This window comes from Pseudomonas helleri (assembly GCF_001043025.1).
GTDB lineage: Bacteria > Pseudomonadota > Gammaproteobacteria > Pseudomonadales > Pseudomonadaceae > Aquipseudomonas > Aquipseudomonas helleri.
The window spans coordinates 139,198-165,665 of sequence record NZ_JYLD01000008.1 but is presented as its reverse complement, the minus strand read 5'-3'; the positions used below and the strand labels follow the sequence as shown (position 1 = coordinate 165,665).

General features: G+C 58.8%; 27 protein-coding genes and 1 pseudogene. 16 read left to right on the top strand and 12 right to left on the bottom strand.

Translation table 11 applies throughout. The annotated features are described in order from the left end of the window. The first annotated feature begins 2 nt into the window (after positions 1 to 2). The 3 genes from TU84_RS14755 to TU84_RS14745 all read left to right on the top strand — a co-directional run bounded on the left by TU84_RS14755 (position 3) and on the right by TU84_RS14745 (position 2,975). Complete coding sequence (locus TU84_RS14755; RefSeq protein ID WP_048370112.1) at positions 3 to 740, top strand: ABC transporter permease; 738 nt, start codon at positions 3 to 5, stop codon at positions 738 to 740. Positions 741 to 758: 18 nt separating this feature from the next. Further along, entirely contained in the window at positions 759 to 1,550 is a 792-nt protein-coding gene (locus TU84_RS14750; protein WP_048370109.1) for an ABC transporter ATP-binding protein, read from the top strand. 240 nt (positions 1,551 to 1,790) lie between these two features. Further along, positions 1,791 to 2,975 carry an MFS transporter gene (locus TU84_RS14745; protein WP_048370107.1) on the top strand — a complete coding sequence of 395 codons (1,185 nt, stop codon included), beginning with the start codon at positions 1,791 to 1,793 and terminating at the stop codon, positions 2,973 to 2,975. On the opposite strand, the gene TU84_RS14740 is transcribed toward TU84_RS14745, so the two are convergent. Then, positions 2,972 to 4,003 (bottom strand): alpha/beta hydrolase family protein, encoded by a 1,032-nt coding sequence (locus TU84_RS14740; protein ID WP_048370105.1) that lies wholly within the window; start codon positions 4,001 to 4,003, stop codon positions 2,972 to 2,974. The two genes, TU84_RS14745 and TU84_RS14740, sit on opposite strands and share 4 nt — an antisense overlap. Positions 4,004 to 4,172: 169 nt before the next feature. Beyond that, a complete protein-coding gene (locus TU84_RS14735; protein ID WP_048370103.1) occupies positions 4,173 to 4,784 on the bottom strand; it encodes an FMN-dependent NADH-azoreductase in 612 nt (203 codons plus the stop codon). Positions 4,785 to 4,909: 125 nt separating this feature from the next. Here TU84_RS14735 and TU84_RS14730 point away from each other — a divergent pair, with 125 nt between their 5' ends. Both TU84_RS14730 and TU84_RS14725 read left to right on the top strand, forming a co-directional pair. Next, a complete protein-coding gene (locus TU84_RS14730; protein ID WP_048370102.1) occupies positions 4,910 to 5,818 on the top strand; it encodes a LysR substrate-binding domain-containing protein in 909 nt (302 codons plus the stop codon). Between the two features lie 26 nt (positions 5,819 to 5,844). Next, positions 5,845 to 6,189, top strand: a complete 345-nt coding sequence (locus TU84_RS14725) for an MmcQ/YjbR family DNA-binding protein (RefSeq protein ID WP_048370390.1) — start codon at positions 5,845 to 5,847, stop codon at positions 6,187 to 6,189. Between the two features lie 16 nt (positions 6,190 to 6,205). Here TU84_RS14725 and TU84_RS14720 read toward each other — a convergent pair whose 3' ends face one another. Both TU84_RS14720 and TU84_RS14715 read right to left on the bottom strand, forming a co-directional pair. Next, positions 6,206 to 6,580, bottom strand: a complete 375-nt coding sequence (locus TU84_RS14720) for a DUF1294 domain-containing protein (RefSeq protein ID WP_153329912.1) — start codon at positions 6,578 to 6,580, stop codon at positions 6,206 to 6,208. A 59-nt stretch (positions 6,581 to 6,639) separates the two neighbouring features. Beyond that, positions 6,640 to 7,467 (bottom strand): undecaprenyl-diphosphate phosphatase, encoded by an 828-nt coding sequence (locus tag TU84_RS14715; RefSeq protein ID WP_048370100.1) that lies wholly within the window; start codon positions 7,465 to 7,467, stop codon positions 6,640 to 6,642. Between the two features lie 241 nt (positions 7,468 to 7,708). Between TU84_RS14715 and TU84_RS26825 the strand changes: the two are divergent. The 8 genes and pseudogenes from TU84_RS26825 to TU84_RS14685 all read left to right on the top strand — a co-directional run. Continuing rightward, positions 7,709 to 8,485, top strand: a pseudogene (locus tag TU84_RS26825) (cache domain-containing protein); the annotation flags it as partial. Positions 8,486 to 8,608: 123 nt separating this feature from the next. Beyond that, on the top strand, positions 8,609 to 9,343 hold the full coding sequence (locus tag TU84_RS26820; protein ID WP_371924480.1) for a methyl-accepting chemotaxis protein: 735 nt from the start codon (positions 8,609 to 8,611) through the stop codon (positions 9,341 to 9,343). A gap of 42 nt (positions 9,344 to 9,385) precedes the next feature. Next, positions 9,386 to 9,553, top strand: a complete 168-nt coding sequence (locus TU84_RS26075) for a hypothetical protein (protein WP_157403803.1) — start codon at positions 9,386 to 9,388, stop codon at positions 9,551 to 9,553. A gap of 41 nt (positions 9,554 to 9,594) precedes the next feature. Next, positions 9,595 to 10,620, top strand: coding sequence for a LacI family DNA-binding transcriptional regulator (locus tag TU84_RS14705; protein WP_048370096.1), 1,026 nt, complete (start codon positions 9,595 to 9,597; stop codon positions 10,618 to 10,620). Between the two features lie 83 nt (positions 10,621 to 10,703). Then, positions 10,704 to 11,486 carry a sugar phosphate isomerase/epimerase family protein gene (locus TU84_RS14700; RefSeq protein ID WP_048370095.1) on the top strand — a complete coding sequence of 261 codons (783 nt, stop codon included), beginning with the start codon at positions 10,704 to 10,706 and terminating at the stop codon, positions 11,484 to 11,486. After that, positions 11,479 to 12,423 (top strand): sugar kinase, encoded by a 945-nt coding sequence (locus TU84_RS14695; protein WP_048370094.1) that lies wholly within the window; start codon positions 11,479 to 11,481, stop codon positions 12,421 to 12,423. The genes TU84_RS14700 and TU84_RS14695 overlap by 8 nt, the downstream gene beginning before the upstream one ends. Positions 12,424 to 12,480: 57 nt before the next feature. Further along, positions 12,481 to 13,776, top strand: coding sequence for an MFS transporter (locus TU84_RS14690; RefSeq protein ID WP_048370093.1), 1,296 nt, complete (start codon positions 12,481 to 12,483; stop codon positions 13,774 to 13,776). A gap of 5 nt (positions 13,777 to 13,781) precedes the next feature. Next, positions 13,782 to 14,756 (top strand): 2-hydroxyacid dehydrogenase, encoded by a 975-nt coding sequence (locus TU84_RS14685; protein ID WP_162207689.1) that lies wholly within the window; start codon positions 13,782 to 13,784, stop codon positions 14,754 to 14,756. Positions 14,757 to 14,836: 80 nt separating this feature from the next. Here the strand turns inward: TU84_RS14685 and TU84_RS14680 are convergent, their stop codons facing one another. The 4 genes from TU84_RS14680 to TU84_RS14665 all read right to left on the bottom strand — a co-directional run bounded on the left by TU84_RS14680 (position 14,837) and on the right by TU84_RS14665 (position 18,628). Further along, positions 14,837 to 15,919, bottom strand: a complete 1,083-nt coding sequence (locus TU84_RS14680) for a polyamine ABC transporter substrate-binding protein (RefSeq protein ID WP_048370091.1) — start codon at positions 15,917 to 15,919, stop codon at positions 14,837 to 14,839. Positions 15,920 to 15,982: 63 nt separating this feature from the next. Continuing rightward, complete coding sequence (locus tag TU84_RS14675; RefSeq protein WP_048370089.1) at positions 15,983 to 16,324, bottom strand: cupin domain-containing protein; 342 nt, start codon at positions 16,322 to 16,324, stop codon at positions 15,983 to 15,985. 29 nt (positions 16,325 to 16,353) lie between these two features. Then, entirely contained in the window at positions 16,354 to 17,760 is a 1,407-nt protein-coding gene (locus tag TU84_RS14670; protein WP_048370088.1) for an NAD(P)/FAD-dependent oxidoreductase, read from the bottom strand. Positions 17,761 to 17,809: 49 nt separating this feature from the next. Continuing rightward, the gene (locus TU84_RS14665) at positions 17,810 to 18,628 is read right to left on the bottom strand and encodes a helix-turn-helix domain-containing protein (RefSeq protein ID WP_048370384.1); all 819 of its coding nucleotides are present in this window, start codon (positions 18,626 to 18,628) and stop codon (positions 17,810 to 17,812) included. Positions 18,629 to 18,874: 246 nt separating this feature from the next. Between TU84_RS14665 and TU84_RS14660 the strand changes: the two genes are divergently transcribed. Next, a complete protein-coding gene (locus TU84_RS14660; protein ID WP_048370086.1) occupies positions 18,875 to 19,147 on the top strand; it encodes a DUF1652 domain-containing protein in 273 nt (90 codons plus the stop codon). Positions 19,148 to 19,232: 85 nt separating this feature from the next. Here TU84_RS14660 and TU84_RS14655 read toward each other — a convergent pair whose 3' ends face one another. Further along, positions 19,233 to 21,710 (bottom strand): UvrD-helicase domain-containing protein, encoded by a 2,478-nt coding sequence (locus tag TU84_RS14655; RefSeq protein WP_048370084.1) that lies wholly within the window; start codon positions 21,708 to 21,710, stop codon positions 19,233 to 19,235. A 268-nt stretch (positions 21,711 to 21,978) separates the two neighbouring features. Between TU84_RS14655 and TU84_RS14650 the strand changes: the two genes are divergently transcribed. After that, a complete protein-coding gene (locus TU84_RS14650; protein ID WP_048370082.1) occupies positions 21,979 to 22,674 on the top strand; it encodes a pirin family protein in 696 nt (231 codons plus the stop codon). An 86-nt stretch (positions 22,675 to 22,760) separates the two neighbouring features. Here the strand turns inward: TU84_RS14650 and punC are convergent, their stop codons facing one another. Next, positions 22,761 to 23,945, bottom strand: a complete 1,185-nt coding sequence (gene punC / locus TU84_RS14645) for a purine nucleoside transporter PunC (protein ID WP_048370382.1) — start codon at positions 23,943 to 23,945, stop codon at positions 22,761 to 22,763. A 117-nt stretch (positions 23,946 to 24,062) separates the two neighbouring features. Here punC and punR point away from each other — a divergent pair, with 117 nt between their 5' ends. Then, positions 24,063 to 25,013 (top strand): DNA-binding transcriptional activator PunR, encoded by a 951-nt coding sequence (gene punR / locus TU84_RS14640; protein ID WP_048370080.1) that lies wholly within the window; start codon positions 24,063 to 24,065, stop codon positions 25,011 to 25,013. 132 nt (positions 25,014 to 25,145) lie between these two features. Here punR and TU84_RS14635 read toward each other — a convergent pair whose 3' ends face one another. After that, positions 25,146 to 25,682 (bottom strand): DUF4174 domain-containing protein, encoded by a 537-nt coding sequence (locus tag TU84_RS14635; RefSeq protein ID WP_048370078.1) that lies wholly within the window; start codon positions 25,680 to 25,682, stop codon positions 25,146 to 25,148. 169 nt (positions 25,683 to 25,851) lie between these two features. After that, a complete protein-coding gene (locus TU84_RS14630) occupies positions 25,852 to 26,439 on the bottom strand; it encodes a DedA family protein (RefSeq protein WP_048370076.1) in 588 nt (195 codons plus the stop codon). Positions 26,440 to 26,468: the final 29 nt, after the last annotated feature.

Below are 26,468 nucleotides of genomic sequence, written 5' to 3'. Positions count from 1 at the left end.
CTATGATTGATTTTCCGTTCCTCGCAGACACCATGCTCAAGTTGCTGGCCGCCCTGCCCACGACTTTGTCGATCTTTTTTTGCTCGTTGGTGCTCGGCCTTGCCCTGTCGGTCGGCATCGTCAGCCTGCGGGTCAGCCGCTGGTGGTTTTTCAGCTACCCGGCGCGGTTCTACATCATGCTGTTTCGCGGCACACCGCTGCTGATTCAAATGTTCTTGATTTACTACGGGCTGGGCCAGTTCCCGGCCATCCGCGACTGCTTTGCCTGGGTCGTGCTGCGCTCACCTTATGGCTGCGCAGTGGTGTCGCTGGCCTTGTGCACCGCTGGCTACACCGCAGAAATAATCCGCGGTGGCCTGCTCAGCGTGCCCCAAGGTCAGATCGAAGCTGGCAAAGCCATTGGCATGTCGCCCTGGGAGTTGCTGTACCGGATCATTGCCCCGGTGACCCTGCGCCAGGCCCTGCCGGCCTACTCCACTGAAGCCATTTTGCTGGTCAAGTCCACCGCCCTCGCCAGCCTGGTGACGGTCTGGGATGTCACGGGCGTCGCCCAGCAGATCATCCAGCGCACCTACCGCACCATGGAGGTGTTCATTTGCGCGGCCCTGATTTATCTGGTGCTCAACTACCTGGTGGTGCGTGCGGTCGCCTGGCTTGAGTATCGCCTCTCGCCACACTTGCGCGAACGCCCAGCAGACGTCGTGAAAAAATCCAGCCCCACACTGCCTACCCATTCCTGATTTGATACGGAGCCTGCCATGAGCATTCAGTCCGCTTCAGCCTTGTCGGTCACTAATATCCAGAAGTCCTTCGGCAGCGCCCATGTCCTCAAGGGTATTGATCTGGACGCACACAAAGGCGACGTGATCTCGATCCTCGGCGCCAGCGGGTCCGGTAAAAGCACGTTCCTGCGCTGCATCAACCTGCTGGAAACCCCCGATCAAGGCATCATCCGCGTCAACGGTGAAGTGATCGAGATGAAACAGCATGTCGACGGCCGTCAAACGCCGAGCAACAACCGTCAGGTCGAGCGCATGCGCAGTAGCCTGGGCATGGTGTTTCAGAGCTTCAACCTGTGGTCGCACATGACGGTGCTGCAGAACGTGATTGAAGGCCCGATGCGCGTGCTCAAACGCCCACGCGCCGAATGCATCGAAGAGGCCGAGGCCCTGTTGCACAAGGTCGGCCTGTACGAGCGTAAGGACTACTACCCGGCGCACCTGTCCAGCGGGCAGCAACAACGGGTCGCAATCGCCCGCGCACTGGCGATGAACCCACAAGTAATGCTGTTTGACGAGCCCACCTCGGCACTCGACCCTGAACTGGTTGGCGAGGTGCTGCGGGTGATGCGCTCGCTGGCCGAAGAAGGCCGCACCATGCTGGTGGTCACCCACGAAATGGGCTTTGCCCGGCACGTGTCGAATCGCGTGGTGTTTATGCACGGCGGCCTGATCGACGCCCAGGGCACGCCGACGGAACTGTTCGAAGGCTTGCCCACCGAACGTTTTCGCCAATTCGTCTCAAGCCATAACGATAGAAGCGCCGAGTAAACCGGCCCCTGGGCCAGATACAACGCGGCGTAACTCTGCACAACCCCTTTCTGGTGCAACTCATAGTGACTACAGATTAGGGGTTGCCTTCAACAGGAAAATGGCAGGTCGCAAAGCGATCGGCGTTATGGCTCAAGACGTAAAAAGGGTGCCTCACTCGAACTATCGTTAGCCTGCTTTCATTTACCCGGCAGGCACGCCATCATAGCGGCGCCCAAACGCCAGCCGGAACCGCTGCTCATGTCTGCGCAACATCCTCCTCATCCGAGTTCTCTGTCGGTTACGCTGCAAATCCTGTCGATTGTTTTTTACACGTTTATCGCCTTTATCTGCATTGGCTTGCCCATCGCGGTCTTGCCGGGCTATGTGCATGATCAATTGGGCTTCAGCGCCGTGGTTGCTGGTCTGACCATTGCTTCGCAATACCTCGCCACCCTGCTGACGCGTCCTTCGGCCGGGCGCATCGTCGACAAACGCGGGACCAAGCCTGCGGTGGTGTACGGCCTGATCGGCATCGCCATCAGCGGTGTACTCACGTACGTCGCTGTCATGCTGCAAAGCTCCCCGCTGCTGAGCCTTGGCATTTTGATCGTCGGGCGCATTTTTCTGGGCATTGCCCAAGGGCTTATCGGTGTCGGCACGATTAGTTGGGGCATCGCGCAAGTCGGCTCGGAACACACCGCACGCACCATCGGCTGGAACGGTATCGCCTCTTATGGGGCGATTGCCTTGGGTGCCCCGCTGGGTGTTCTGATGATCGACACACTCGGGTTTTCCAGCCTGGGCATTGCGCTGCTGGGGTTGGCCTTGCTGGCACTGCTGACCATCCGTAACAAAACTTCGATGCCGGTGATCGCCGGGGTGCGCCTGTCCTTTTGGTCGGTGCTGGGGCTGATCGCGCCCTATGGCCTCAGCCTGATGCTGGCGTCTATTGGTTATGGCACCCTGACGACCTTTATCACGCTGTTCTATATCGACCAGGGCTGGACGGGCGCGGCCTACTGCCTGTCAGTGTTTGGCGTGTGTTTTATCTTGGCCCGGCTGATATTCACCAACAGCATTAACCGCTTGGGTGGCTACACCGTCGCAATGACCTGTATGGCCATGGAAACCCTGGGGCTGGTGCTGTTGTGGCTCGCGCCGTCTACCGGCTATGCCTTGATCGGTGCCGGGTTGGCAGGGTTTGGCCTGTCACTGGTGTACCCGGCGCTGGGCGTTGAGGCGGTCAAGCAAGTCCCCAGTTCGAGCCGGGGTGCAGGCCTGGGCGCTTATGCGGTGTTTTTTGACCTGGCGCTGGCAATGGCCGGGCCACTAATGGGCGCCATCGCCTTGAACCTTGGGTATCCCTGGATTTTCTTCAGCGCAGCACTGATGTGCATTGCGGGCCTGCTGCTTACCCTAGGGCTCTCGCGCCGGGCCCGTTAGTGGTCTGCAGTACGTAACAGTGTGTGGGCGTTGTTATTCAGCGCCTTACTGAAAAAGCGCCCTGATTCGTAAATCAAATCGCGATGGATGTCCTCACGATCAACCCCGTCGGCATCGGTGCAGGCCCAGGCCATGGTTGCGCGCTGTTCATCCGAGCAAGGCGCCAGAAACACAAAATGTCCGGCGCCGGGGATCAGATTGAACTCCGGGGCAACCGGTAATTTACGCGCCAGGGCTTCGGCATTTTTGTCCGGGAACACGGTTTGATCACCCTCACCGCTGTACAGCAAAACCGGCACATGCACTTGGGCCAGGGTGTCGCGGCCAAACATCAGGCTCAGCGGCGCCATTAACAGCAACGCACGCACACGCGGGTCCGCGACGGGCAACAAATCATCCCGATCAGCGATCAGTTCACCTTGGGTCGTGCAGGCATCGTGGTCATCGGGCCGCTCTTGGCAATAACGCCGCAGTCGGTTCAAGTCAGGCTCGGCTCCGGCCAGAATCAGCGCCGTTTCACCACCTGCCGAATAGCCGATCACCCCGACCTGATCCGCATCGACGTAAGCAGACAGGCTGTTTTCATCAAGCACAGCGCTGATCGCCGCCGATATTTGCATCGGCCGCCCGTAAAGGTTGCTCAGGGTGCCGGTACGGCTGTGGTCTTTGAAGTTGTCACCCGGATGCAGCACCGCCACGACAACAAAGCCTTTGCGTGCCAGTGCGGTAATCAAGTCGTGCAGTGCCAGCGGCGTGCCGACATTGCCATGGGACAGCACCAGCAGCGGGTAATGGCCGATGGCAATTTTGGCATCTTCGCTGGCATCGAGGTCATAGACGCCGATGCGGCTGTGCACTTCGTCATCGGTAGACGGATAGAACGCAATGGCGTTCATCGGCTGGCCGTCCACCGGGTCCAGAAAGCTAAGGCGATGAAAGCCCACGCTCCATTGGTTCAGTGGCTCGGCGTGCACCAGCACAGGGCAACTAGCCATTATGAGAAACACGACAGCGCATAGACGCATCATGGCGGCTTACCTTTAATAGCGCTCAGCTTGCAGCAGGCAATGAAAAAAGACGGTTACCCACTTCTTTGCATAACCCAAGCCATTAAAGCCAGATGCAAAAAACTCCGTACTCTGGCCAATGACGGTATCCAGAATACAGAGTTTTATTATGCGGGCACTACAGGGCAGCTTACGCGGCGCTGAACAGACCCTGACTAATGTGCTGATGAGCATCGCTCAGGGCTTTGCTGCGCACTTCATCGCCATAACCCAGGCCCTGCGCACGAACAAACTCAACATCAGTGATGCCGAGAAAACCCAGCAGCACTTTCAAATACTCTTCGTGCGCCACGCCTGTCGCCTGGCCCGAATGAATGCCGCCAGAGGTCGAGACCACGATCACTTTCTTGCCGCCGCACAGGCCAACCGGGCCAGTTTCGGTGTAACGGAAGGTCTGACCGGCCACCGCAATGCGGTCGATCCAGGCCTTGAGTTGGGTTGGAATGGTGAAGTTGTACATCGGCGCGCCGATCACAACTGCATCCGCGGCCAGGAACTGCGACAGGGTATCTGCGCTCAATTGCGCTTCGTATTTTTGCGCCGCATCACGCAGTTCAGCCGGGGTGCCAGCCGCCACCAGGGTGGCCGCCGAGAAGTGCTCAATGCCTTCGCTGGCGAGGTCGCGGTAGCTCACTTCAACACTCGGCTCAGCCGCTTGCCAAGCCTTGACTACTTCACCGCTCAGCTGACGCGAAGCCGAGTTGTCGCCCAAGATGCTCGAATCGATATGCAAAAGTTTCATGCGGATCTCCAAATTAAGACCGCCTCAGGCGATCAAGTGAGGGTGATGCTACCGATGAAAGCAATCGACGATAAGTCAGCGAGCATGCGATAGTTCGTCCCACCTGTAGGACAGTGAGAAAAGCAATGCAGGACCTTAATGATCTGTACTACTTCGCCAAAGTGGTCGAAGCCGGTGGTTTTGCGGCGGCGGGCCGTGTGCTGGGCATCCCCAAGTCACGCCTGTCGCGGCGTGTGGCCGAACTTGAAGAGCGCCTGGGTGCGCGTCTGTTGCAGCGCACCACGCGCCAGCTAAAGCTCACCGCCGTTGGCGAGCGCTACTTGAGCCATTGCCAGGCCATGCTGCTGCAAGCCGAAATGGCCGACGAGGCCGTGGCCAGTATGTCCAGCGAACCCCGAGGGCGCCTGCGGGTGTCGTGCCCGGTGGGCCTGGCTCACCAGTTTATGCCCGATGTCGTCAGCTCTTTTCTGCGCGCCTACCCCCATGTGCAACTGGAGGTCAGCCTGCTCAACCGCCGCGTAGACTTGATCACCGAAGGCATTGACGTGGCCATGCGCGTCCGCGAACTGGGCGATGAAGACCCGCTGCTGGTGACGCGGCGTTTGCGCAAGGCGGTGACCGTTATGGTCGCCAGCCCGGCCTTCGCTGAGCAGTGGGCAATCAAGACCCCGGACGATCTCAAAAATGCCCCGGCGCTGGGGGCGCTTGAGGCCGATCGCATGGTGCATTTGCGCATGCTCGATGAGCACGGCAAAGCTTCAGACATGGTGCTGGAAGCACGCTTGGGCATTGATGACTTTAACGTGCGTAAAGCCTGCACCCTGCAAGGTCTGGGCTTCACCGTGCTGCCCTTGATGTATTGCGAGCACGAGCTTGAAACCGGTGAGCTGGTGCAACTACTCCCTCAATGGTCACTGCCCGGCGGCTGGCTGCAAGCCGTGTACCCGCACCGACGCGGCGTCATGCCAGCGGTGCGGGCCTGGATCGAACATTTGGCTGATACCTTCGAACGCTGCGGAGAAAAAACCCTATGACGCGCACGTCCAACACCCAAAAAATCATGTCCAAGGAACAGGTAGCCGAGTTCTGTCGCAGCCTGCCGGGGGTCAAGGAGGATGTGAAATGGGGCGGGGTTGAAGTGTTCTATGTCGATCAGAGCAAAATGTTTGCCCTGTTCAACCTCAACAGCAACGGGTTGTCGTTCAAGGTCGAGAAAGAACTGTTTCTGGGCTATATCGATCGCCCGGGGATACGCCCTTCGCCGTATCTGGCGCGGGCCCACTGGATCAACATGCAGGCACCCTACCCGATGGGCGCCGAAGAACTGCAAGACTTGCTACGCCGTTCCCACCAGTTGGTGGTCGGTAAACTGCCGAAAAAGCGTCAGATCGGCTTATTGATCTGACGCTCATGGCAGCCGCCTACAGGTTCAGAAAGGTGATTTTCAAAAACAGCACATCAATCCAGATCGCTTGATGCACGGCCACGATCAACCAGAACCAGACCTGAAAAGACACCTTGCGGGTCTTGTGGCGAAACACTTGCTGAGCCACCAGCGCACCCGGCCAACCGCCCAGCAATTCAACTCCGTGCAGGAGCTTTTCCGGGGTGCGCCAGCGGCCATGCCGGGCTTGCTGCTTGTCATAGCCATAAAGGATGAAAGCCACGACACTGGCCACGCCATAAACAAGCAGAGGCACCCGCGTGATGCCGGTGAGCAACAGGCTCAGCGAGCCCCCCAGCGGCATCGCGCACAGCAGCAGTAACGCCAGCAGCTTGAGCTTCACGCCACGCATGGGCCCAGTTGGCTGCTCAGGCACCCCAGGCGAGCCGCGACGGTCGTTGGCTGAGGTCTTCAACCTGCCGCCGACCAGTCAATCCAGCCGAACTTCCAGGTCGCCAGAATCAGCATGCCAAAGGCAATGCGGTACCAGGCGAACGCGGCATAGCTGTGGTTGGAAATGAACTTGAGCAACGCACGGACCGCGATCATGGCGAAGATGAACGCCGTCACAAAACCGATGGCGAAGACTGGCAAGTCGTCGGGCTGGAACAGTTCACGGTACTTGTAACCCGAGTACACCGCCGCGCCGACCATGGTAGGCATCGCCAGGAAGAACGAAAACTCGGTGGCCGCTTTACGCGACAGGCCAAACAACAGGCCGCCGATGATGGTCGAGCCCGAACGCGAAGTCCCCGGAATCATCGCCAGGCATTGTGCAAAACCGATCTTGACCGCGTCTTTCCAGGTCATGTCGTCAACGGTTTCAGCGCGAATGACGTGGGTACGGCGCTCAGCCCAAAGCATGATCACACCGCCAATAACCAGGGCAGAGGCCACTGTAATCGGGTTGAACAGATACTCGTGGATCATGTCAGCGAAGATCACCCCCAACACCACCGCCGGCAGGACCGCGATGATCAGGTTGACGGTAAAGCGGCGCGCGCTGGGTTGCGTCGGCAAACCCACGACAACGTCGAGGATCTTGCGGCGAAACTCCCAGACAACCGCCAAAATGGCGCCCAGCTGGATAATGATGTTGAACGCCATGGCGCGTTCGCCGCCGAAGTTCAGCAAGTCCGCCACAATAATCTGGTGGCCAGTACTTGAGACCGGCAAGAATTCCGTAAGGCCCTCAACGACACCGAGTATCAACGCCTGTGCGGCAGTCCAAAGATCCATCATTCCCCCATTAAAGCCCGGCGTCATGCCGCGCTGATTAGCCAAAAAATAAGTGTGTGCAACCGGTGCCGACCCGTGGTTGCGGGTGTTGCATGTTCACTGACGTGATGTGAAATAACTGTCAGAAAACAATAAAGATTCAGCTTTCTGAATTTCGGCCGAGATCCTATCAGACACGTTCCACTTTCGCTGCTCTGAGTGCGAGCGTTGACAACAAGAACAACAAAGGAGTGACCGCTGTATGAATACCCTGCGCACGTTGTCCATCAGCCAGCGTCTGTGGCTGATCTTGATCGTGGCAATGACCATGCTGCTGGCGTTGGGTTTGCTGATGCTAAAGCAGATACATGACGATTTGAATGAAGGCAAAGCGCAGAAAACCCGGCACGTCGTGCAAGCCGCCAGTGGCGTTCTGGACTACTACCATGGCCTCGAAACTGCCGGATCGTTAAGCCGGGATGCTGCGCAACAACAAGCGCTGCAGGTCATCAGCAAGATGCGCTATGACCAGGGCGATTACTTCTGGATCAATGACCTGCGCCCTTATATGGTCATGCACCCGACCAACCCCAAACTCGACGGCAAAGACCTGTCTGCCATCAAGGACCCGGACGGTGTTGCGATCTTCAATGAAATGGTCGCACTGGCCAAGACCCAGGGTTCAGGCAACCTGGCCTACCGCTGGCCAAAACCTGGCGCTGACGAGCCGGTGGCAAAAACCTCTTATGTGCAAGTGTTCGAGCCATGGGGCTGGGTGATTGGCTCCGGGGTGTACATCGACGACATACAGGCCGAGTTTCAAGCGCAAGTCTGGAAAGCCAGTGCGGCCGGACTGACGATTGCGCTGTTCATGGTCGTGCTGGTCAGGCTGATCGCCCGCAGCATCGCCCGCCCGTTAAAAGAGGCGGTGCAGGCCATGAGCAATATCGCCAGCGGCGAAAGTGACCTGACCCGCAGTCTCGACACCCACGGGCGCGATGAAGTCACCGAGCTTGCCCGGCACTTCAACACCTTCACCACCAAACTGCGCACGGTCATTCGCCACTTGCAGTCCACCGCCACGGCGCTTGAACAGTCTTCGACGCAGATCGGCAACGACGCGACGCAAGCCCAGCAACGTTGCCAGCAGCAAGCCTCGCAGATGGATCAAGTGGCCACAGCGATCAACGAAGTCACCTACGCCGTGCAAGAGGTAGCCAAAAACGCCGAACACGCCGCCGGCGAAATGCGCGGTGCGCAGACCCAGGCCGAGCTGGGCCAGCAGAACATCGACAGCAGCCTGAAGCAGATCGACCAACTGTCGATCACCATTGATCAGGCGGTCGAGGTGATCCGCACACTGGCCACGCAAAGCAGCGGCATCGGCAGCGTGCTTGAAGTGATTCGCTCGATTGCCGAACAGACCAACTTGCTGGCCCTGAACGCGGCCATTGAAGCGGCGCGTGCCGGTGAACAGGGTCGCGGCTTTGCCGTGGTCGCCGATGAGGTGCGCTTGCTGGCCCAGCGCACGCAAAAATCCACGGCTGAAATCCAGACTATGATTGAAGCGTTGCAGCAACACTCCGACGCAGCCGTGAATGTCATTGCCAGCAGCAGCCAGGCGTCGCAAGCGACCATCGAACAGGCCACCCAGGCCGGCAACAGCCTGACCACCATCGGCCAGGCACTCAGCAACCTGAACGAGCTCAATGCATCCATCGCCAGCGCCACGTTGCAGCAGGCCCACGTTGTGGAAGACATCAACCAGAACGTCACTCAGGCCGCCGGCCTATCGCAAAACACCGCCAAGGCTGCCGAACAATCGAGTGCCGACAGCGCTCACCTCAAGGAACTGAGCGTGCAGCTCAACGGATTATTGGGCCAGTTCAAGGTGTAACCCCTGCAAAACCTGTAGTCGCTGACGAAGCATGAGGCTGCGATGGGTTGCGAAGCGACCCTAATTGGCGATCCTGCGGCTCGCTTCGCAGCCTCGTGCCTCGTCAGCGACTACAAGGTCATTGAGCGGTTTTTTGAAATCGAGTACACGCAAAACTTGACGACACCGGGTGATTTGAGTTTCCCTGAAACCGGTTTCATCGCCCTCTGATCGAAACCGCCTGCGATAACACCAATAAAAGGTTTCAGGCCGTGAACAGTTTTTCTGCAGCCCAGCGCACCCGCGTGACCATGCTTGATGTTGCCCGGCGCGCCGGCGTCTCCAAGGCCAGTGTGTCGCGCTTTATCGGTGAAGACCGGGCTCTGTTGTCCGCAGCCATCGCTGAACGTATCGAACACGCTATCAACGAGCTGGGCTATCGCCCCAATCAAATGGCCCGTGGCCTTAAACGCGGTCGTACCCGGCTGATCGGCATGCTGGTGGCCGATATTCGCAACCCCTATTCGATTGCGGTGATGCATGGCGTTGAAACCGCCTGCCGCCAGCACGGCTACAACCTGATGGTGTGCAACACCGACCGTAACGATGAGCAAGAGCATCAGCACCTCGCGGCGTTACGTTCTTACAACATCGAAGGCCTGATTCTGAACACCCTTGGCCATCATCCTGACGCGCTGCAAGCGCTGCACCAAGAGATGCCCATCGTCCTGATCGACCGAAAAGTCGAGCAACTGCACAGCGACATGGTCGGCCTCGACAACGCCGGTGCCGTGCGCATGGCCCTTGAGCACCTGCAAGAGCAGGGTTATCGCGATCTGCTGCTGGTCAGCGAGCCGATTGACGGCACCAGCTCACGCAGCGAGCGTATCGAGAGCTTCAATCAGCACTTGACCCAGCACCCGTCGCTCAGCGGCACAGCGGTGCAAACCGGCCCGCAACTCAACTCCGATATCCAGGCATTTCTGCAAGCGGCTGGCCCCGGCCCCAAGGCCATCTTTTGTTCCAACGGCGTGGCCGCCCTGGCGTGCACCCAGGTTTTGCGCGAGTTGAACTGCCGCCTGTTCGAAGACGTTGGCCTGATCGCCCTGGATGACCTGGACTGGTTTGCGCTGGTGGGCAGCGGCATCACTGCCCTCGCCCAACCGACGCAACAGATCGGCGCCAGCGCGTTCGACTGCCTGCTCAGACGCCTCAAGGGTGACACCGGTCCCGCGCACAACCTGGACTTCGCCGCCCGCCTGATCGTTCGCGGCTCAACTCAACACGCTACCCCCTGACGCTTGAGGGGCTGACAACCGTTATCCGGTCGTCAGCCCTTAACGCTGTACAAAAATGAAACCGGTTTCAGAGAGCACTAACAATGAACACATTTCCCGTTTCCATCAGCCTGTCGAGCTACGGCGCCGACCTTGTCCGCGAACGCGGCCAAGCCAGCTTCATCGAACTGCTGGCCAAAGCCGGCGCCACACGTATCGAGCTGCGCGAAGAGTTGCTCACCGGCGAAGACCCGACCAGCTTTAGCCTGGCTGTTCACCAGCACGATCTGGAATGCCTGTATTCATCGCCGATGGAACTGTGGGACGCCGGTCAGTCACGCCCCAATCCGCAACTGCTGCCAACCCTGCAACGGGCCCAGGCCTTCGGCGCCAAGTGGCTGAAAGTCTCGCTGGGGTACTTCACCGAGCATTGCGACATGCGCCAGCTGGCCGCCTGCCTTGAGCAGCAATCCGTACGCTTGCTGGTGGAAAACGACCAAACCTCCCAAGGCGGGCGCATCGAGCCCATGCAGCGCTTTTTCGACAGCGTCGAGCAACTGCAAGCGCCTGTCAGCATGACCTTCGACATTGGTAACTGGCAGTGGCAAGACCAGTCGGCCAGCACCGCTGCGCGCCTGCTGGGTCGCCACGTGACCTATGTGCATTGCAAAGGCGTGGCGAGACGCCCGGATGGCAAGTTGATTGCCACCCCGCCGACGGCCACCGACCTGCAATCCTGGCAACAGCTCATGGGCCACATGCCCCACGGCCTGCCCCGCGCCGTCGAATACCCGCTGCAAGGCAACGACTTGACCTGGCTGACCCGCCAACACGTGCAGGTACTGTCCAGACTCAGTCACACCCAACAGGAGCTGAGCTATGTCTAACGTCGATGTGTTGTCATTTGGCGAAACCATGGCCATGTGGGTGGCCGAGCAAACCGGCGACCTGGCCCAGGTAGAGACGTTTCACAAGCGTATCGCCGGGGCGGACAGCAACGTGGCCATTGGCCTGGCCCGCTTGGGGTTCAATGTGAACTGGTTAAGCCGCGTAGGGGCTGACTCCCTCGGGCGCTTTGTGCTCAACACCCTGCAAGGCGAAGGGCTGGACTGCCAGCATGTGGCGATCGACCCGCAGCACCCCACCGGTTTTCAGCTTAAATCGCGCGTCGATGACGGTAGCGACCCGCACGTGGAGTACTTTCGCCGGGGCTCCGCCGCCAGCCACCTGAACCGCTCAGTGATCAGCGACGCGTTGCTCAGCGCACGACACTTGCATGCCACCGGCATCCCGCCTGCGCTTTCCGCCAGTTGCAATGAGTTGTCTTTTGAACTGATGCGGGCGATGCGCGCCGCAGGCAAAAGCGTGTCATTCGACCCGAACCTGCGCCCGTCGTTATGGGCCAGCGAACAGCAGATGATTCGCGACATCAACGCCCTCGCTGCCCACGCGCACTGGGTGCTGCCAGGACTTGCAGAGGGCCGCCTGCTCACCGGCTACGACGCCCCTGCGGACATTGCCGCGTTTTATCTAGAGCAAGGCGCCGAGGCGGTGATCATCAAACTCGGCGCTAAAGGCGCGTTCTTGCGCACTGCCACCGCCGAGCACTTTGTGCCCGCCGTGCCTGTCGCCAACGTGATCGACACCGTGGGCGCGGGCGATGGCTTTGCCGTGGGGGTGATCAGCGCCCTGCTGGAAAACCTCAGCCTTGCCCAAGCGGTGCAACGCGGCAACTGGATCGGCAGTCGCGCCGTGCAAAGCCGTGGCGACATGGAGGGCCTGCCGACCCGCGCTGAACTCAACCAGTTCTCAACCGCCGCCTGATTTATTGCTCGACCCGTTACCTGCTGCGACAAAAACAACAAGCTCAGGAGCATCACCATGCACTCACTGAAACTCGCCACCCGCCGGTGGTGGTACATCATGCCGATCGTCTTCATCACCTACAGCCTGGCCTACCTGGACCGCGCCAACTATGGCTTTGCCGCCGCTTCGGGCATGGCCGCCGACCTCAACATCACCCCCGGCCTGTCGTCGTTGCTGGGAGCGCTGTTCTTTCTGGGGTACTTCTTTTTCCAGGTCCCCGGAGCGGTCTACGCGCAACGCAACAGCGTTAAAAAGCTGATTTTTGTCAGCCTGATTCTCTGGGGCGGGCTCGCCACCTTGACCGGCGTGGTGTCCAACGCCTACAGCCTGATCGCCATCCGCTTCATGCTCGGCGTGGTTGAAGCCGCGGTAATGCCCGCCATGCTGGTGTATTTGTGTCACTGGTTTACCCGTGCCGAACGCTCGCGCGCCAACACCTTCCTGATCTTGGGCAACCCGGTGACCATGCTCTGGATGTCGGTGGTGTCGGGCTATCTGGTGGAGCATTACAGCTGGCGCTGGATGTTTATTGTTGAAGGCTTGCCTGCCGTGCTCTGGGCGTTTATCTGGTGGCGCCTGGCGGATGACCGCCCAAGCGATGCCAAATGGCTCAGCCAGCAAGAGAAGCAAGACTTGCAAAGCGCGCTGGATGCCGAGCAAGTGGGCATGACCCCGGTGAAAAACTACGCAGCGGCCTTCCGCTCGCCAAAAGTCATCCTGCTGGCCTTGCAGTTCTTTTGCTGGAGCATCGGCGTGTACGGCTTTGTGCTGTGGCTGCCGTCGATCCTTAAACAGGGCGCGCACATGGACATGATCGAAGCCGGCTGGCTCTCGGCCCTGCCCTATCTGGCAGCCGTGATCGGCATGCTCGCGGTGTCGTGGGGCTCCGACAAACTGCAAAAGCGCAAACGTTTTGTCTGGCCACCGTTGCTGATTGCCTCTATCGCTTTCTACGGTTCCTACGCATTGGGCGCCGAGCACTTCTGGTGGTCTTACACATTGCTGGTGATTGCCGGGGCCTGCATGTACGCGCCGTATGGCCCCTTCTTCGCCATCATCCCGGAAATCCTCCCGGCTAACGTGGCAGGCGGCGCCATGGCATTGATCAACAGCATGGGCGCCCTGGGCTCATTTGGCGGCTCTTATCTGGTGGGTTACCTGAACAGCGAAACCGGTTCGCCGGGCGCGTCCTACCTGCTGATGAGCGGCGCTCTGCTGATTTCGGTGCTGTTGACCCTGATGCTCACCCCAACACACAAAGATCCGGTTGCCCCTAAACGCCGCGCCCCGCAGCGCCTGGCCCACTCTTGATTTGAATGTCGGTGAACCCCTTGAAAAAGCACGTCGTGTTGTACAAAGAACTGTCCGAACCGCTGATGCAGCGACTGCAAGCCGAAACAGACGTCACGCTGATCAAGCGCCTCGACGCCCAAGGGCTGGAGCAACTGCGCGCCGCCCTGCCCCACGCCCACGGTTTGCTCGGCGCCAGCCTTAAACTCGACGCGCAATTGCTCGACCTGGCCCCCAAGCTTGAAGCCGTGGCCAGCGTATCGGTGGGCGTTGATAACTACGATATTGACTACCTGACCCGGCGCAACATCGTGCTCACCAATACCCCGGATGTCTTGACCGAGACGACGGCGGACACCGGTTTTGCGTTGATATTGGCTAGCGCCCGGCGCGTGGTGGAACTGGCAATTAAGGTGCGCAATGGCCAGTGGCAGAAAAACATCGGGCCCGAATCTTTTGGCACCGACGTGCATGGCAAAACCCTGGGCATTATCGGCATGGGCCGCATTGGTGAAGCCCTGGCCCAGCGCGGTCACTTTGGTTTCGGGATGCCGGTGATCTACCACAGCAATTCGCCAAAGCCTGCGGTTGAGGCGCGATTCAATGCGCGCTACCGCAGCCTTAACGATCTGCTGCAAGAAGCCGACTTTGTGTGCCTGACCTTACCGCTGACGGCGCAAACCGAAGGTTTGATCGGTGCTGAACAGTTCGCCCTGATGCGCCCCGAGAGCATCTTTATCAATATCTCGCGGGGCAAAGTGGTGGATGAAGCGGCGCTGATTGAGGCCTTGCAACAGGGCCAGATCCGCGCCGCCGGGCTGGATGTGTTTGTACGCGAGCCGCTGGAAGTGGACTCGCCGTTGCTGCAACTGGACAACGTGGTGGCCACACCGCATATCGGCTCGGCCACCGTCGAAACCCGCGAAGCGATGGCACGCTGTGCCGTCGATAACCTGCTGGCCGCCCTGGCTGGCGAACGCCCGGCCAATCGGGTGAATTGAGCTAAAACTGTAGGAGCGAGCTCGCCTCGCGATCTTTTGATTTTTTGAAAAGATCGCGAGACAAGCTCGCTCCTACAGAGTTACTCGCCCGCCTTGATTTTGGTCCACACGCGGGTGCGGACCCGGTCAATTTTCAGCGGCATGGCTTCGAGTGCGAACAACTTGCCCATCATTTCTGGCGTCGGGTAAACCTTGGTGTCGGCCTTGATCTCAGGGCTGACCAACGCGTCCGCCTGCTGGTTGCCGTTGGCGTAATGTACGTAGTTGCTAATGCCCGCCATCACATCCGGGCGCAGCAAGTAGTTCATAAAGCTGTACGCGGCTTTTTCGTCTGGCGCATCGGCGGGCATGGCAACCATGTCAAACCAGATCGCCGCCCCTTCCTTGGGAATCGAGTAACCAATCTCGATGCCGTTTTTCGCTTCTTTGGCCCGGGTCTCCGCCTGCAAAATGTCCCCCGAAAAGCCTACCGCAACGCAAATATTGCCGTTAGCTAGGTCGCTGGTGTATTTCGAGGAATGGAAGTAACTGATGTAAGGCCGGACTTTCATCAGCAAATCTTCGGCTTTTTTGTAGTCATCCGGGTTTTTGCTGTGGGGCGGCAAGCCCAGATAATTGAGGGCAGCCGGGAGGATTTCCGGGCCGTTGTCGAGAATCGCAACGCCGCACTTGCTGAGCTTGGCCATGTTCTCGGGCTTGAAGATCAAGTCCCAGGAATCGACCGGCGCGTTATCACCCAAAACCGCTTTGACCTTGGCCACGTTGTAGCCAATCCCGGTGCTGCCCCACAAGTAAGGGAAGCCATGCTCATTGCCCGGGTCGTTGACTTCCAGCGCCTTGAGCAGCACCGGGTTGAGGTTTTTCCAGTTGGGCAATTGGCTCTTGTCGAGCTTCTTCAACGCCCCGCCTTCAATCTGCCGGGCCATGAAGTGGTTGGACGGGAACACCACGTCATACCCGGAGTTACCGGTCATCAACTTGCCGTCCAGCGTCTCGTTGCTGTCGAACAGGTCATAGGTAAATCCGATGCCGGTGTCGCGTTGAAAATTCTTCATCGTGTCGGGCGCAATGTAATCCGACCAGTTGTAGACCTTCACCGTCTCGGCGGCCTGACACAAGGTACCAACCAGCATTAGGGGCAACAGGGTAGTCATACGCTTCATGATTCGATTCCTAGCATGTTTTGGGCAGCTTTTTTATAGGCAGGTATCGGCAGTGTTAAGCGATCAAAAGATCAATACATACGTCTTGCGCACGGTTTCCTGGATGTCCCAGATACCGGTGCTGTTGGCAGGCAACATCAGTGCATCGCCCGCTTCTATAGTCAGAGGTTCACCGCCATCGGGGGTGAAGGTGCAGCGGCCTTGAATAAAGTGACAAAACTCCTGCTGGACGATTTGCCGACGCCAGCGCCCCGGCGTGCACTCCCAGATTCCGGTTTCGACGCCATCGGTGCGTTCAACACAGGTAACCGAGGTGACCGACACTGGCGTTCCCAGCGGCACAGCCACCGGGAAGGACTCTTGCAGCACAGCATGGGCGGTGTTTTTAAAGTGCGTGATGCTCATGAAAAACTTCCTGATCAAGACAACAAGGGTTACTGCATGAAACCTTCCATAAAATCCGCCATACGGCTGGCAAATTGCCTACGCCACGGCGGGCTATTGAGATTCGCCAGGGTTTTGTCTTCGTACACAAAGCTGCGAATGATCGCGTTGTAACCCAACCAGCGGCACGGTTCGGGCTCCCAGGCCTTGAGCGCTTTCAAGCCGCCTTCGGTTAACACCCAAGGCTGTTTAACCTCTGCCGTGTCCCGTTGCAGAATCAGGTCGGCCAAGGTTCGGCCGCCCAAATGACTGGCGCCCACGCCTTCACCGCCGTAGCCCCCGGCCAGCGCAACACCCTGTTGGCGGTCACAGAGCATGTGCGGCTGGAAGCGCCGTGACATGCCCAGATTTCCGCCCCACGCATGGCTGATCTCGACGTTTTTTAATTGCGGGAACAGTTCACCGAACAGGTAGCGGCGCAGCTCGATTTCGCTGGCAGTCAGGTCGAAGTTTTCGCGCAGGCGCCCGCCAAACTGGTAGCCCCCGCGCGCGCCGAACACCAGGCGGTTATCCGCCGTGCGCTGGCCGTAGGTCACCTGGCGACTGCTCTCGCTAAAAGCTTGCCCCTGCGACAGGCCGATGCTGTCCCATAGCCCCTCGGACAACGGCTCGGTGGCGACAATCAAGCTCTGCACCGGCAACTGATAACGCCCCAGAGGCGCCAGGGTGTTGGCATAGCCTTCCACCGCCGGCACCACCCAGCGGCTGCGAACCTGGGCCTTGGCCGTGCGGGCTTTGCCGGGCTGCCAATCAGTCACCGGGCTTTGCTCAAAAATTTGCACGCCCATGCGCTCGACAGCGCGGGCCAGCCCGCGCACCAACTTGGCCGGGTGAATGGTTGCCACGTGCGGGGTGAAGATACCGCCGTAAGGTTTGGCGACACGGATCTGCTGCGCCAGCTCATTAGGGCTTAGCCAGCGGTAGTCGGCGTCATTCAAGCCTTGGGCATGCAGCTTGCCCAAGTATCGGCGCATGCTGGCTTCTTGCTCCGGATAACGCGCCGCACAGTACAAGGCGCCGCCTTTGCGGTAGTCGCAGTCGATGCCCTCGCGATCAATCACGCTTTTGACTTCGTCCGGGATGCCGTGCAGCAGGTCGAATGAGGCGCGTCGTTGTTCGGTCGAGAGCCCGGCAAGCAAGCGGTCTTCGCCCAGCAGGTTACCCATCAGCCAGCCGCCATTGCGGCCCGACGCACCAAAACCTGCGGTCTGCGCCTCGACAATGGCGACGCTCAACTCGGGGGCATGGCGTTTGAGGTAGTACGCGGTCCACAACCCGGTGTAGCCAGCGCCAATGATCAGCACGTCGACCTCCAGGTCGTGCTCAAGCGAGGGCCGAGGCGTCAGGGTTTCCTCAAGCTGGTCCATCCATAAACTGATCGCGCGCCATGCTGGCATTACCGACTCCACCTTGGGTTCAAGAATGGGTCGATCCTAGCGTCAGTGCTCAGCCAGCGTCTTGCGTGCGTGCCCGCAAAGAAATTTGCCTGGCGTAGGCCTTGGGCGACTGACCGGTGTGTTGACGAAAACAGGTGTAAAAGGCCGATATCGAATTAAACCCTGCCGAAAACGCCACCTCATCCACCTTGATGGGTGCAACCGCCGCATCCATCGCCGCCAACACATGCCGCAACCGCGCCTGATTCACATAGCGATAAAAGCTTTGGCCCAGCACCTTGTTCAGCAAATACGACATCTGGTTGCGCGTGTAGCCGCAGGCCTTGGCCACCTGTTGCAGGTCCAGTTCTGGGTCGAGATAGGGCTGCTGACGTTCGAAGTAGGTTTGCAGGTCTTGCGCCATAAAGCTCAATTGCCGGGCTGAGAGCCCGAGGCGACTGACCGCCGGGCGCAACGGCGGTTGTTGTGCGGTGTCATGGGCAGCCTCATGCACCAGCGATGCGTATTCATTGACGCGCCAGATCAGGCCGTCGCGCACGGTAATGGCTTCACTGGCGCGAAATGACACCAGCCCCTGACTGCCGCGCAAGGTCATGCGGTATTGAATGAACGCGGTATTACCGTCCAGACGAATCCGGTCGCTGTGTTCCAGCGCCTCATCCGCCGCTCTGGGCATGGACTTTTGCACGTACTCGCGCAAATCAGCGAGGACCATGACGCGGTTCTGGAAGAAGTCGTGATAGCGCACGTCAGGATGATAAAGCGCCATCACGCCGTCCAGGTCGCGGTACTTCCAGCACAGGTGGTAGCGCATGACCGTTTCGCCAGTCGCCTGGGTCTGTTCAGGGCCGTCGTCGGGGAGTGACATAGAACGCTCAAATGGCAAAAAACACAGAATGCCGAGTTTACCCACACGCTTCAATAACAGTTGGACGGAGCCAAATTTGCCGCAGCGCATGACACACATCAAAACTGGCGCCATAAAACCGACGAAATGCAAAAAAAGGCTTATCGCCATCACTGATGAGTGCTAGGTTAAACACGAAAGACTCGCAAACACTCAAGGAGAGGTTAGCGCCTCACCATCACGTCAGAGCAAAAGGAATCGCTCTTCATGAAACCCGTCAGTTCCATTGATAAGTTCAGCTTCCCCAACGCCTGCCAACTCATGCGCTGGCACTTTCACCCCATTGGCTTCGAGGCGACCATGGACGCGCCCAAGAGCATGGTTGCCCGGTTGTTTGACCGCGCCACCGGGGAAACCATGATTGCCATTGCCGGCATCCCCTGCGCCACCAGCATGAGCACCGGGGAAGTGGCACGCATCATCCAGGCCGTGGAGGACGAACTCGAAAGCTTCATCCCCCCTTTGGCGTGGCAGGCGTAAAAACGCCCTCTGTAGGAGCGAGCTTGCCTCGCGATCTTTTAAAGATCAAAAGATCGCGAGACAAGCTCGCTCCTACACGTTCACGTTAACCAGCAGTCACCTTTGAACCGCGTAGGTCCTCAAAAAACGCCTTGCCCTTGGGGATCCGGTCAGAGGCCTTGGGCATGTTTGGCCCTTGGGCGTCCTGGCTTTCCAGATACCAATAGCAATGCGTCACGGCCCGGGTGATACCGACATAAGCCAGTCGCAGGATTTCGTCCTTCTGCGCCGCATCGTAAGGGTCCGGCTCGCCGTCTTTGCCAAGGCCCGCCATGCGGTAGACCTGATTTTTGTACGGTGACGAGGTCAGATGCTGGCAATCGCCCAGCAGGAAAACAGCGTCAGCCTGCAGGCCCTTGGAGCTGTGATAGGTCAGTTGTTTAAGCCTGCGATCTTCTGGCGCCAACCTCGAATCCACATTAACTACAGACTGTATATCCTTTTCAATCAGCAACTTATCGCTGCTTTTTCGATACAACATTAAGATCCGATCGCCCGCGTTGTAATGCTCGGTCAATCGGGCGGCCAAATCCTGATCGTCCCGATTGAGGACATTCACCGGCACGGGCTGCTTGGGCTCGCCGCTGGCCTTGGCGCGCTTACCGGCAATCGACGGCGCCGCGCGCACGATGTGCTCAGCCGCGTCGATGATGTGTTGATGGCTGCGGAAGTTATCGCTGAGCATCACGCGCGTGGTGGCAGGCGACGGGAATTCTTTGTTGAACTCCATAAAGTACTTGGGCGAACTGCCGCGCCAGCCATAGATCGACTGCCAGTCATCGCCTACACACAGCAGCGAGGAACGCTGAGCGCCCCGCCCGACGTGCATTGCAGGGCCACGGCTACGGATTTCACGCAAGCTGGCGCGCAGCCACGAGACGATCTGCGGTGATACGTCCTGGAACTCATCGATCATCAAATGCGACAACGGCCGCAGTTGCTCGTGGCTCAGCAGCTTGAAGTTCTGCGGCGTGTTCTCACCAAACAACGAGAACATGCGGTTGTAGGTCATCACCGGCGGCGTTTGCGCCAACAGGTGGTCTTCCAGCGCCCGCCAGTAAAGGCTCAAGGCCTCAAAGAAGAAACGGTCCGGGTCATCCTTGGCAAAGCGCATCTCGCCCACCGCCGCTGCCACGTCGAGCCCCAGGTTCTCGATAAAACTGGCGGCCGCAACAAAACAGTCGAGCAACGGTGCTGAAGTCAGTTCGCCCTTGAGCTTGTAATCAAAACCAGGCCCGGCACTGGCATCCCCTGCCAGCGAAGCAATGACTCGCTTGGCATCTGCATAACTTTCCAACCAAATCAGCGGCTTACTGCAAAAAGCTCGAAACAGTGTGCGCTTGACTGCCCATTCTGCGCGAACCGTCAGTTTGGCCCCGGGGCGAGAGATTTGCGGGTTTTCACGCGGATCAAAGCCCAGCACGACCCAGGCATCCAATTGCGGGATATACCCGTGGCAATGGAACTGCGAGCCGTTGATCTCCAGAGTTTCCCGGTTCGGCTCGATCCCTTTGATCGGCCAGGCCCCGGCGGCAAACCATAAGTCTTCAAGGGTGTCGCACAGCTCTTCATCGCGCTTGGCTGCCAGTTCGGTGACCGCCATACGTTTTTGCACATCCGGGTGATCACGCTCCAGCTCCTTGAGCTGCAAGGCATGCCGACACAACGGCGCCAGTGTTTCGCGAAAACGCGCATCGCAGGTGTACAGCCCGTGGTAACAGGCATTGAGCTGCTGACGCTGAGCGTCGTTGATGCGTAGATCAAACGGGTTGCTGTCGGCGTCGTCTTCACTCAGCAGGCTGCGCGAGTTCAGGGTTTCGAAGGCCTGCAACTGACCATAGCCGGGCAAGCTGCGCACCATCGGCAAGATCCGTGAGTGGAAGGTCCGCACCACATCGCGGGCCTCTTTAAGGCTCAGGGTGCGGCCCCACAAGGCGAAAATCTCTTGCAGCTTGCTGATGAAGTCTTTGCGCGACTCGCGGGTGAAGGTCACCACGGTCATGGAGTCAAGTTCAAAGCCCAGGTAGTGGGTCAGTAACAGGATGCGCAGCACCAGCGACGTCGACTTGCCCGCCCCGGCGCCAGCAACCACGGAGGTCGACGGGGTGTCACTGAAGATCATCTTCCACTGCGCCGCGCTGGGCTGTGCGTGCGCGGGCAACAACGCTGCAACATCGGCCTTGATCTGCTTTCTCAGCTCAGGGCTCAAGGGCAGGCGCCAATCGTCGAACAGATTGTCATCAATCCCCGGCGCACGCAGTACCTGCGGGCGCGTGTCGCTGATAAACAGCACTTGCCGCCCTTCTTCCAGCCCTTCGGTATGCCCTTCCTTGAAGCCGTAATCGAAGCCTGAAGTGTGCCCGCTGCGAAATCCGTCAGCCTGGCCTTGTAACCACGACGCCGCATGTTGGGCACGCAAACGGCTTAATCCGTTACCAAACAGGCGAGCAGCCAGGCGTTTTAGCCAGGGTAGCTGGGCTTGGGGGACAAGTTGCTCGGGCACTTCGGGGGGCTGTTGCGTCACGCTGACTCCATGGGGTGAGGCTGTCTGGGCACAAAGGCTATGGTCGCCGCATTACGCGCAGATTTCTAGCTAATTGCTTGAGCATCAGCTGCTTAGGGGTTGTTGTGCAGGTAAACCCCACCAGGTAAACAACCTGAAACATCAAATTAACTGATAGCTTTTAAGCATTTTTTGCGCTTTTTATCGATATGTTCATGCAGGAGAATCAGTTCCATCATCAATCGGGTAACCGTTTAACCATTCCGGCGACCTGAACAGGAGAAGAATCGTGCTTGAACTCAGACCCTTCAACACCCTGGGCGGCGTACACCACGGTTGGCTGGATGCCCATCACCATTTTTCGTTCGCCAGTTATCACGACCCAAAACGGATGAACTGGGGCAACCTGCGCGTCTGGAACGACGACATCATCGCCCCCGGCACCGGCTTCCCGCAGCACCCGCACCGCGACATGGAGATCATCACCTACGTGCGTGAAGGTGCAATCAGCCATGAAGACAACCTGGGCAACAAAGGCCGCACCGAGGCCGGGGACGTGCAGGTGATGAGCGCTGGCACCGGGATTGCCCACAGCGAGTACAACCTGGAGTCGACGCCGACCAAGATCTTCCAGATCTGGATCATTCCAGACCAAGCCGGCCAGGCACCGTCATGGGGCGCCAAACCGTTCCCGAAGGGTCAGCAAGAAGGCTTTGTAACCTTGGCCAGCGGCAAAGCGGGCGACCACGAAAGCCTGAGCATCCGCGCTGACGCCCGCGTGGTAGCCGCCAACCTCAAGGCCGGGGAAAGCGCCGAATACCGCCTGGACAGTGGCCGCCGTGCTTACTTGGTGCCGGCGACCGGCGTGATTGAAGTCAATGGCCTGCGCGCACACGCCCGAGATGGCGTGGCCATCGTCGACGAAAGCGTATTGCGGGTGACAGCGATAGAAGACAGCGAAATCGTGCTGGTGGATGTCGCCTGATATCACCGACTCACATTTGCTTCGCGATCTTATCGAAAATCAAAAGATCGCGAGGCAAGCTCGCTCCTACAAGGCGATAGAGGGGGTCAGGACGTTGCGAGCGCCTCGGTATTGGCCTTGCGCCGCTGGATGACATACCCCAACACCGCCAGCGGTGCCGTCGCCAGCATCACTTCGACGGTGATTTGCAGTGGCTGACTGATGTAGGTCGACACCAGCAAGCTGCTCAGAAAACACAAGCCAAGCTGTAAGGTGTTTTGCAGCCCGGCCGCTTTGCCCGAGTTCCCGGCAAAGGGCATCAGCGCATTGGCCACTACAATCGGATAGCTCGCGCCGTTAACCAGCGCCATCAGGCAAAACGGTATCAGCAAGGTCGCCAGCGTTGGCTCGGTTTGCGTCGCCACCCAATACAACCCCACCATACTCGCGCAGTACGCCACCAGTAGCCACGGCAACAGGGTGCGGCCTTTGATGCGCTGCAAGGCACTGCGGCAGCCATAACCACCGGCCATAAATGCCAGCGTCGGCAAGGCGTAGCTCAAGCCGATATCACTCGGGCTGTAACCCATGTCCCCCAGAATGAACGGCGACGCGGTCAGCCATGCGAAGAAACTCGCCGAGCACGCCGCAAACATCATCACGTTGCCGCTAAAACTCGCCGAGCACAGTAACTTCCAGTAGCTGACCTGAGTTGCTTGCGGGGTACGGACCACGCTGCGGGCTTTTTCTTGGAGTAGCAGCGTCGGCACGATCAGCAGCAACGCCAACCCCAGCAACACCGCAAAAATCGCCTGCCAGCCTAAATGGTTGAGCACCACGGCACCCAACAGCGGGGCCAATGCAGGTGACAAGCCCATCAGCGGCATGATCCCGGCAAACACCCGGTTGGCTTTGTCAGACGGATAGCGATCGATCACCAGCGCTTGCCAGGTGACCGCTGCCGCGCAAATACCGATGGCCTGAATAAACCGCAGGCTCAGCAACAGCGCGGCATTGTCGACAAACAACATCCCCACGCAGCCCAGGGCAAACATGGACAGGCCCGCCAAAAGCACCGGCTTGCGCCCCAGGCGGTCAGACAGCGGCCCCCAGAGCAATTGCCCAAAGGCGAAACCGGCCAGAAAGATACTCAGGCTCGCGCCTACAGCCCCGGCAGACAGGCCCAATTCGCTGCGCAATGTGCCGAATGCTGGCAGGTACATATCCATCGCCAGATAGCCGAGCATGCTCAGCCCGGCGAGATAACAGGTAAAACCAAAAGAATTCTTCATGTGCACCCAAAACTTGCCATCAAACAATTTGTTGACTGACGCGCATTATCCGGCTGAGGATTGCCTTGTGAAGCGAGAATTATTGCCTGATGGCATCAAATATTTCGAAGGCAAGCTATGTGGTCTGAATACTCTCTGGATGTCATTGACGCAGTCGCCCGCCACGGGAGCTTCAGTGGCGCCGCACAAGAGCTGCATCGGGTGCCCTCCGCCGTCAGTTACACCGTGCGCCAGCTGGAGCAATGGCTCGCTGTGCCGTTGTTTGTCCGTCGTCATCGGGATGTAGAGCTGACACCCGCCGGGCGCGTGTTCGTCAAAGAAGCCCGCGATGTGATGAAAAAAATGCTCGGCACGCGGCGTCTTTGCCAGCAGGTGGCCAATGGCTGGAGCGGCCAGTTGCGGGTCGGCGTGGACGCCATCGTCAAACAACCCCGCTGCCAGCAGATGCTGCTGGATTTCTACCGACACTTTCCCGACGTGGAATTGCTCGTGCATTACGAGGTGTACAACGGCGTGTGGGATGCCCTGGTCGACGGGCGCACGGACATCGTCATCGGCGCGACCCGGGCAATCCCCGTCACGGCCAGCTTTGCCTTCCGTGATATGGGTTCGCTGCACTGGCTGTGTGTGGCCAGCCCGGCACATCCTTTGACGTCACTTCAGGGCCCGTTGAATGACGAGCAACTGCGCCCCTACCCGTCATTGTGTATGGATGACACCTCGCGCAGCCTGCCCAAGCGCGATACCTGGACACTGGATAACCAGCGGCGAATGATGGTGCCCGACTGGGCCACGGGCCTGGCGTGCCTGTGTGACGGATTGTGCGTTGGCATGGTGCCTGCACACTTGGCGCAGCCCTTGATTGCGCACGGTCGCCTGGTCGCCCTGCCGTTGCAACGGCCCTTCCCCTCCAGCCCTTCGTGCATCGCCTGGAACCAGACACATCAGTCTCCCGCGATGAGCTGGCTGCTGGAGTATTTGGGCGATACGCCGACCTTGAACCTTGAATGGCTCAACGAACAGGACGTGGGGGAGCAGGATTTTGAGGCGCAAACAGAGAGGTCATGAAGGTTAGCGTTTTGACGACATGGTTTTCACACCACTTTCACATCGTCAGGGCTAATTTGAACCTACTCCTTTAGTGAATCCCGTTCAGCCCGCTCCCCCCAGCGGGCTTTTTTTTGCGCGCGAATAACGCTTTTAATCTTCCAGTGCCTTAACGGGTTTGGCAGGTTTTACGGGCTTTGCAGGCTTGGTGCCTTTACCCGGTTTTTCTGGAGGGACAGCCTCTGGCGGCGCCTGGATTTCTTTCTCGCTGGCCGGCAAAGCATCGATGGTGGCGAACAATTTAGGCAGGTCGGCATCGCCCTCGCCTTCAAATTTTCTCTCTCCGTCCTTGCCGATCAGGAACACCTTGGCATCCTTAATAATCATCCCTGGCTTGAGACTGCGTATCAGGGACATCGTGGACTGCGTTTCTAGGTCTTTGCCATCCCGTTTGCCGGCAATACCGACAACCTCATACAGCACCAGACTGCGGTCCTTGAAGCCCTGCTGAATCGCCGGATCCTCCAGTTCCTTCTTGAGTGCGGCCAGTGTCGGGTCAGCCGGTGTACGGGCAACAATGATTAACGGGCGGGACTTGCCGCGATCCTGTTCAAGTGGGCTGGGAACCTCAATGGCCTGGACCGTGCTGGTGGCCAGCACACTGGCGAGGATCAATAAACGGATAAACATCCAGATCTCCTTTTCTTATCGGACCGGGTCCGCGAATGTACCGCCAAGGGCCTGAAACCCTCAGCGCTGAGCCTGTTGTAGGAAGCATAGGCGCAACCGGGCTTTTGGACTTTGCCTTTCACGTTTAGTTATTGCAACCACGCCTAAATATCTTGAAATACCTGAGTCATCAGTTGGTTTTAGCCGCAGAGCGACGCTTGGCCCGGTAATGGCGAATCAGGCCAATACCCACCATCACTCCGATGACACACAGCGCAATCGGCAAACGGTATGGCTTAAGGTCGCCAAAAACGCCTTGCAGAAACTCCCCGGCCCAATACCCCGCATTGACGAACAGCGTTGCCCACACCACTGCGCCCAACAGGTTGATAAAGGTGAATTTCAACGGCGACACCTTGCTCGCACCGATTACCATCGGCCCGACCAGGCGCATGCCGTAGAGAAAACGCACGGAAAAAATCGACACCGTCGGGTACTGGTTGATTAGCTGCGATACCCGATCGATGGCGGCTTTCTGCTTGTGCAGTCGGGGCAGCAATCGCTCGCCAAAATAGCGCCCGACCCAGAACAACAACTGATCGCCGAGCATCCCGGCCACGCTGGCATAACCGATCACCGGCAACAGTTTGAGCACATGTTGGTGCGCTGCCATCCCTCCCAAAATCAGGATGGTCTCACCTTCAAGCAGGCAACCAATAAAGATGGCCAGATAGCCATAAGTGGCCAGCAAGTGGTTTAGATCGATGTGTTCAAACATGTGCGCTCTGGCGCTCCATTCCAATAAAA

Bases quoted from the DNA above. Each gene is read 5' to 3' on its own strand.
- TU84_RS14755 (WP_048370112.1), top strand. From the start codon at position 3: ATGATTGATTTTCCGTTCCTCGCAGACACCATGCTCAAGTTGCTGGCC.
- TU84_RS14750 (WP_048370109.1), top strand. From the start codon at position 759: ATGAGCATTCAGTCCGCTTCAGCCTTGTCGGTCACTAATATCCAGAAG.
- TU84_RS14745 (WP_048370107.1), top strand. From the start codon at position 1,791: ATGTCTGCGCAACATCCTCCTCATCCGAGTTCTCTGTCGGTTACGCTG.
- TU84_RS14740 (WP_048370105.1), bottom strand. From the start codon at position 4,003: ATGATGCGTCTATGCGCTGTCGTGTTTCTCATAATGGCTAGTTGCCCT.
- TU84_RS14735 (WP_048370103.1), bottom strand. From the start codon at position 4,784: ATGAAACTTTTGCATATCGATTCGAGCATCTTGGGCGACAACTCGGCT.
- TU84_RS14730 (WP_048370102.1), top strand. From the start codon at position 4,910: ATGCAGGACCTTAATGATCTGTACTACTTCGCCAAAGTGGTCGAAGCC.
- TU84_RS14725 (WP_048370390.1), top strand. From the start codon at position 5,845: ATGTCCAAGGAACAGGTAGCCGAGTTCTGTCGCAGCCTGCCGGGGGTC.
- TU84_RS14720 (WP_153329912.1), bottom strand. From the start codon at position 6,580: ATGCGTGGCGTGAAGCTCAAGCTGCTGGCGTTACTGCTGCTGTGCGCG.
- TU84_RS14715 (WP_048370100.1), bottom strand. From the start codon at position 7,467: ATGGATCTTTGGACTGCCGCACAGGCGTTGATACTCGGTGTCGTTGAG.
- TU84_RS26820 (WP_371924480.1), top strand. From the start codon at position 8,609: ATGGATCAAGTGGCCACAGCGATCAACGAAGTCACCTACGCCGTGCAA.
- TU84_RS26075 (WP_157403803.1), top strand. From the start codon at position 9,386: ATGGGTTGCGAAGCGACCCTAATTGGCGATCCTGCGGCTCGCTTCGCA.
- TU84_RS14700 (WP_048370095.1), top strand. From the start codon at position 10,704: ATGAACACATTTCCCGTTTCCATCAGCCTGTCGAGCTACGGCGCCGAC.
- TU84_RS14695 (WP_048370094.1), top strand. From the start codon at position 11,479: ATGTCTAACGTCGATGTGTTGTCATTTGGCGAAACCATGGCCATGTGG.
- TU84_RS14690 (WP_048370093.1), top strand. From the start codon at position 12,481: ATGCACTCACTGAAACTCGCCACCCGCCGGTGGTGGTACATCATGCCG.
- TU84_RS14685 (WP_162207689.1), top strand. From the start codon at position 13,782: ATGTCGGTGAACCCCTTGAAAAAGCACGTCGTGTTGTACAAAGAACTG.
- TU84_RS14680 (WP_048370091.1), bottom strand. From the start codon at position 15,919: ATGAAGCGTATGACTACCCTGTTGCCCCTAATGCTGGTTGGTACCTTG.
- TU84_RS14675 (WP_048370089.1), bottom strand. From the start codon at position 16,324: ATGAGCATCACGCACTTTAAAAACACCGCCCATGCTGTGCTGCAAGAG.
- TU84_RS14670 (WP_048370088.1), bottom strand. From the start codon at position 17,760: ATGCCAGCATGGCGCGCGATCAGTTTATGGATGGACCAGCTTGAGGAA.
- TU84_RS14665 (WP_048370384.1), bottom strand. From the start codon at position 18,628: ATGTCACTCCCCGACGACGGCCCTGAACAGACCCAGGCGACTGGCGAA.
- TU84_RS14660 (WP_048370086.1), top strand. From the start codon at position 18,875: ATGAAACCCGTCAGTTCCATTGATAAGTTCAGCTTCCCCAACGCCTGC.
- punC (WP_048370382.1), bottom strand. From the start codon at position 23,945: ATGAAGAATTCTTTTGGTTTTACCTGTTATCTCGCCGGGCTGAGCATG.
- punR (WP_048370080.1), top strand. From the start codon at position 24,063: ATGTGGTCTGAATACTCTCTGGATGTCATTGACGCAGTCGCCCGCCAC.
- TU84_RS14635 (WP_048370078.1), bottom strand. From the start codon at position 25,682: ATGTTTATCCGTTTATTGATCCTCGCCAGTGTGCTGGCCACCAGCACG.
- TU84_RS14630 (WP_048370076.1), bottom strand. From the start codon at position 26,439: ATGTTTGAACACATCGATCTAAACCACTTGCTGGCCACTTATGGCTAT.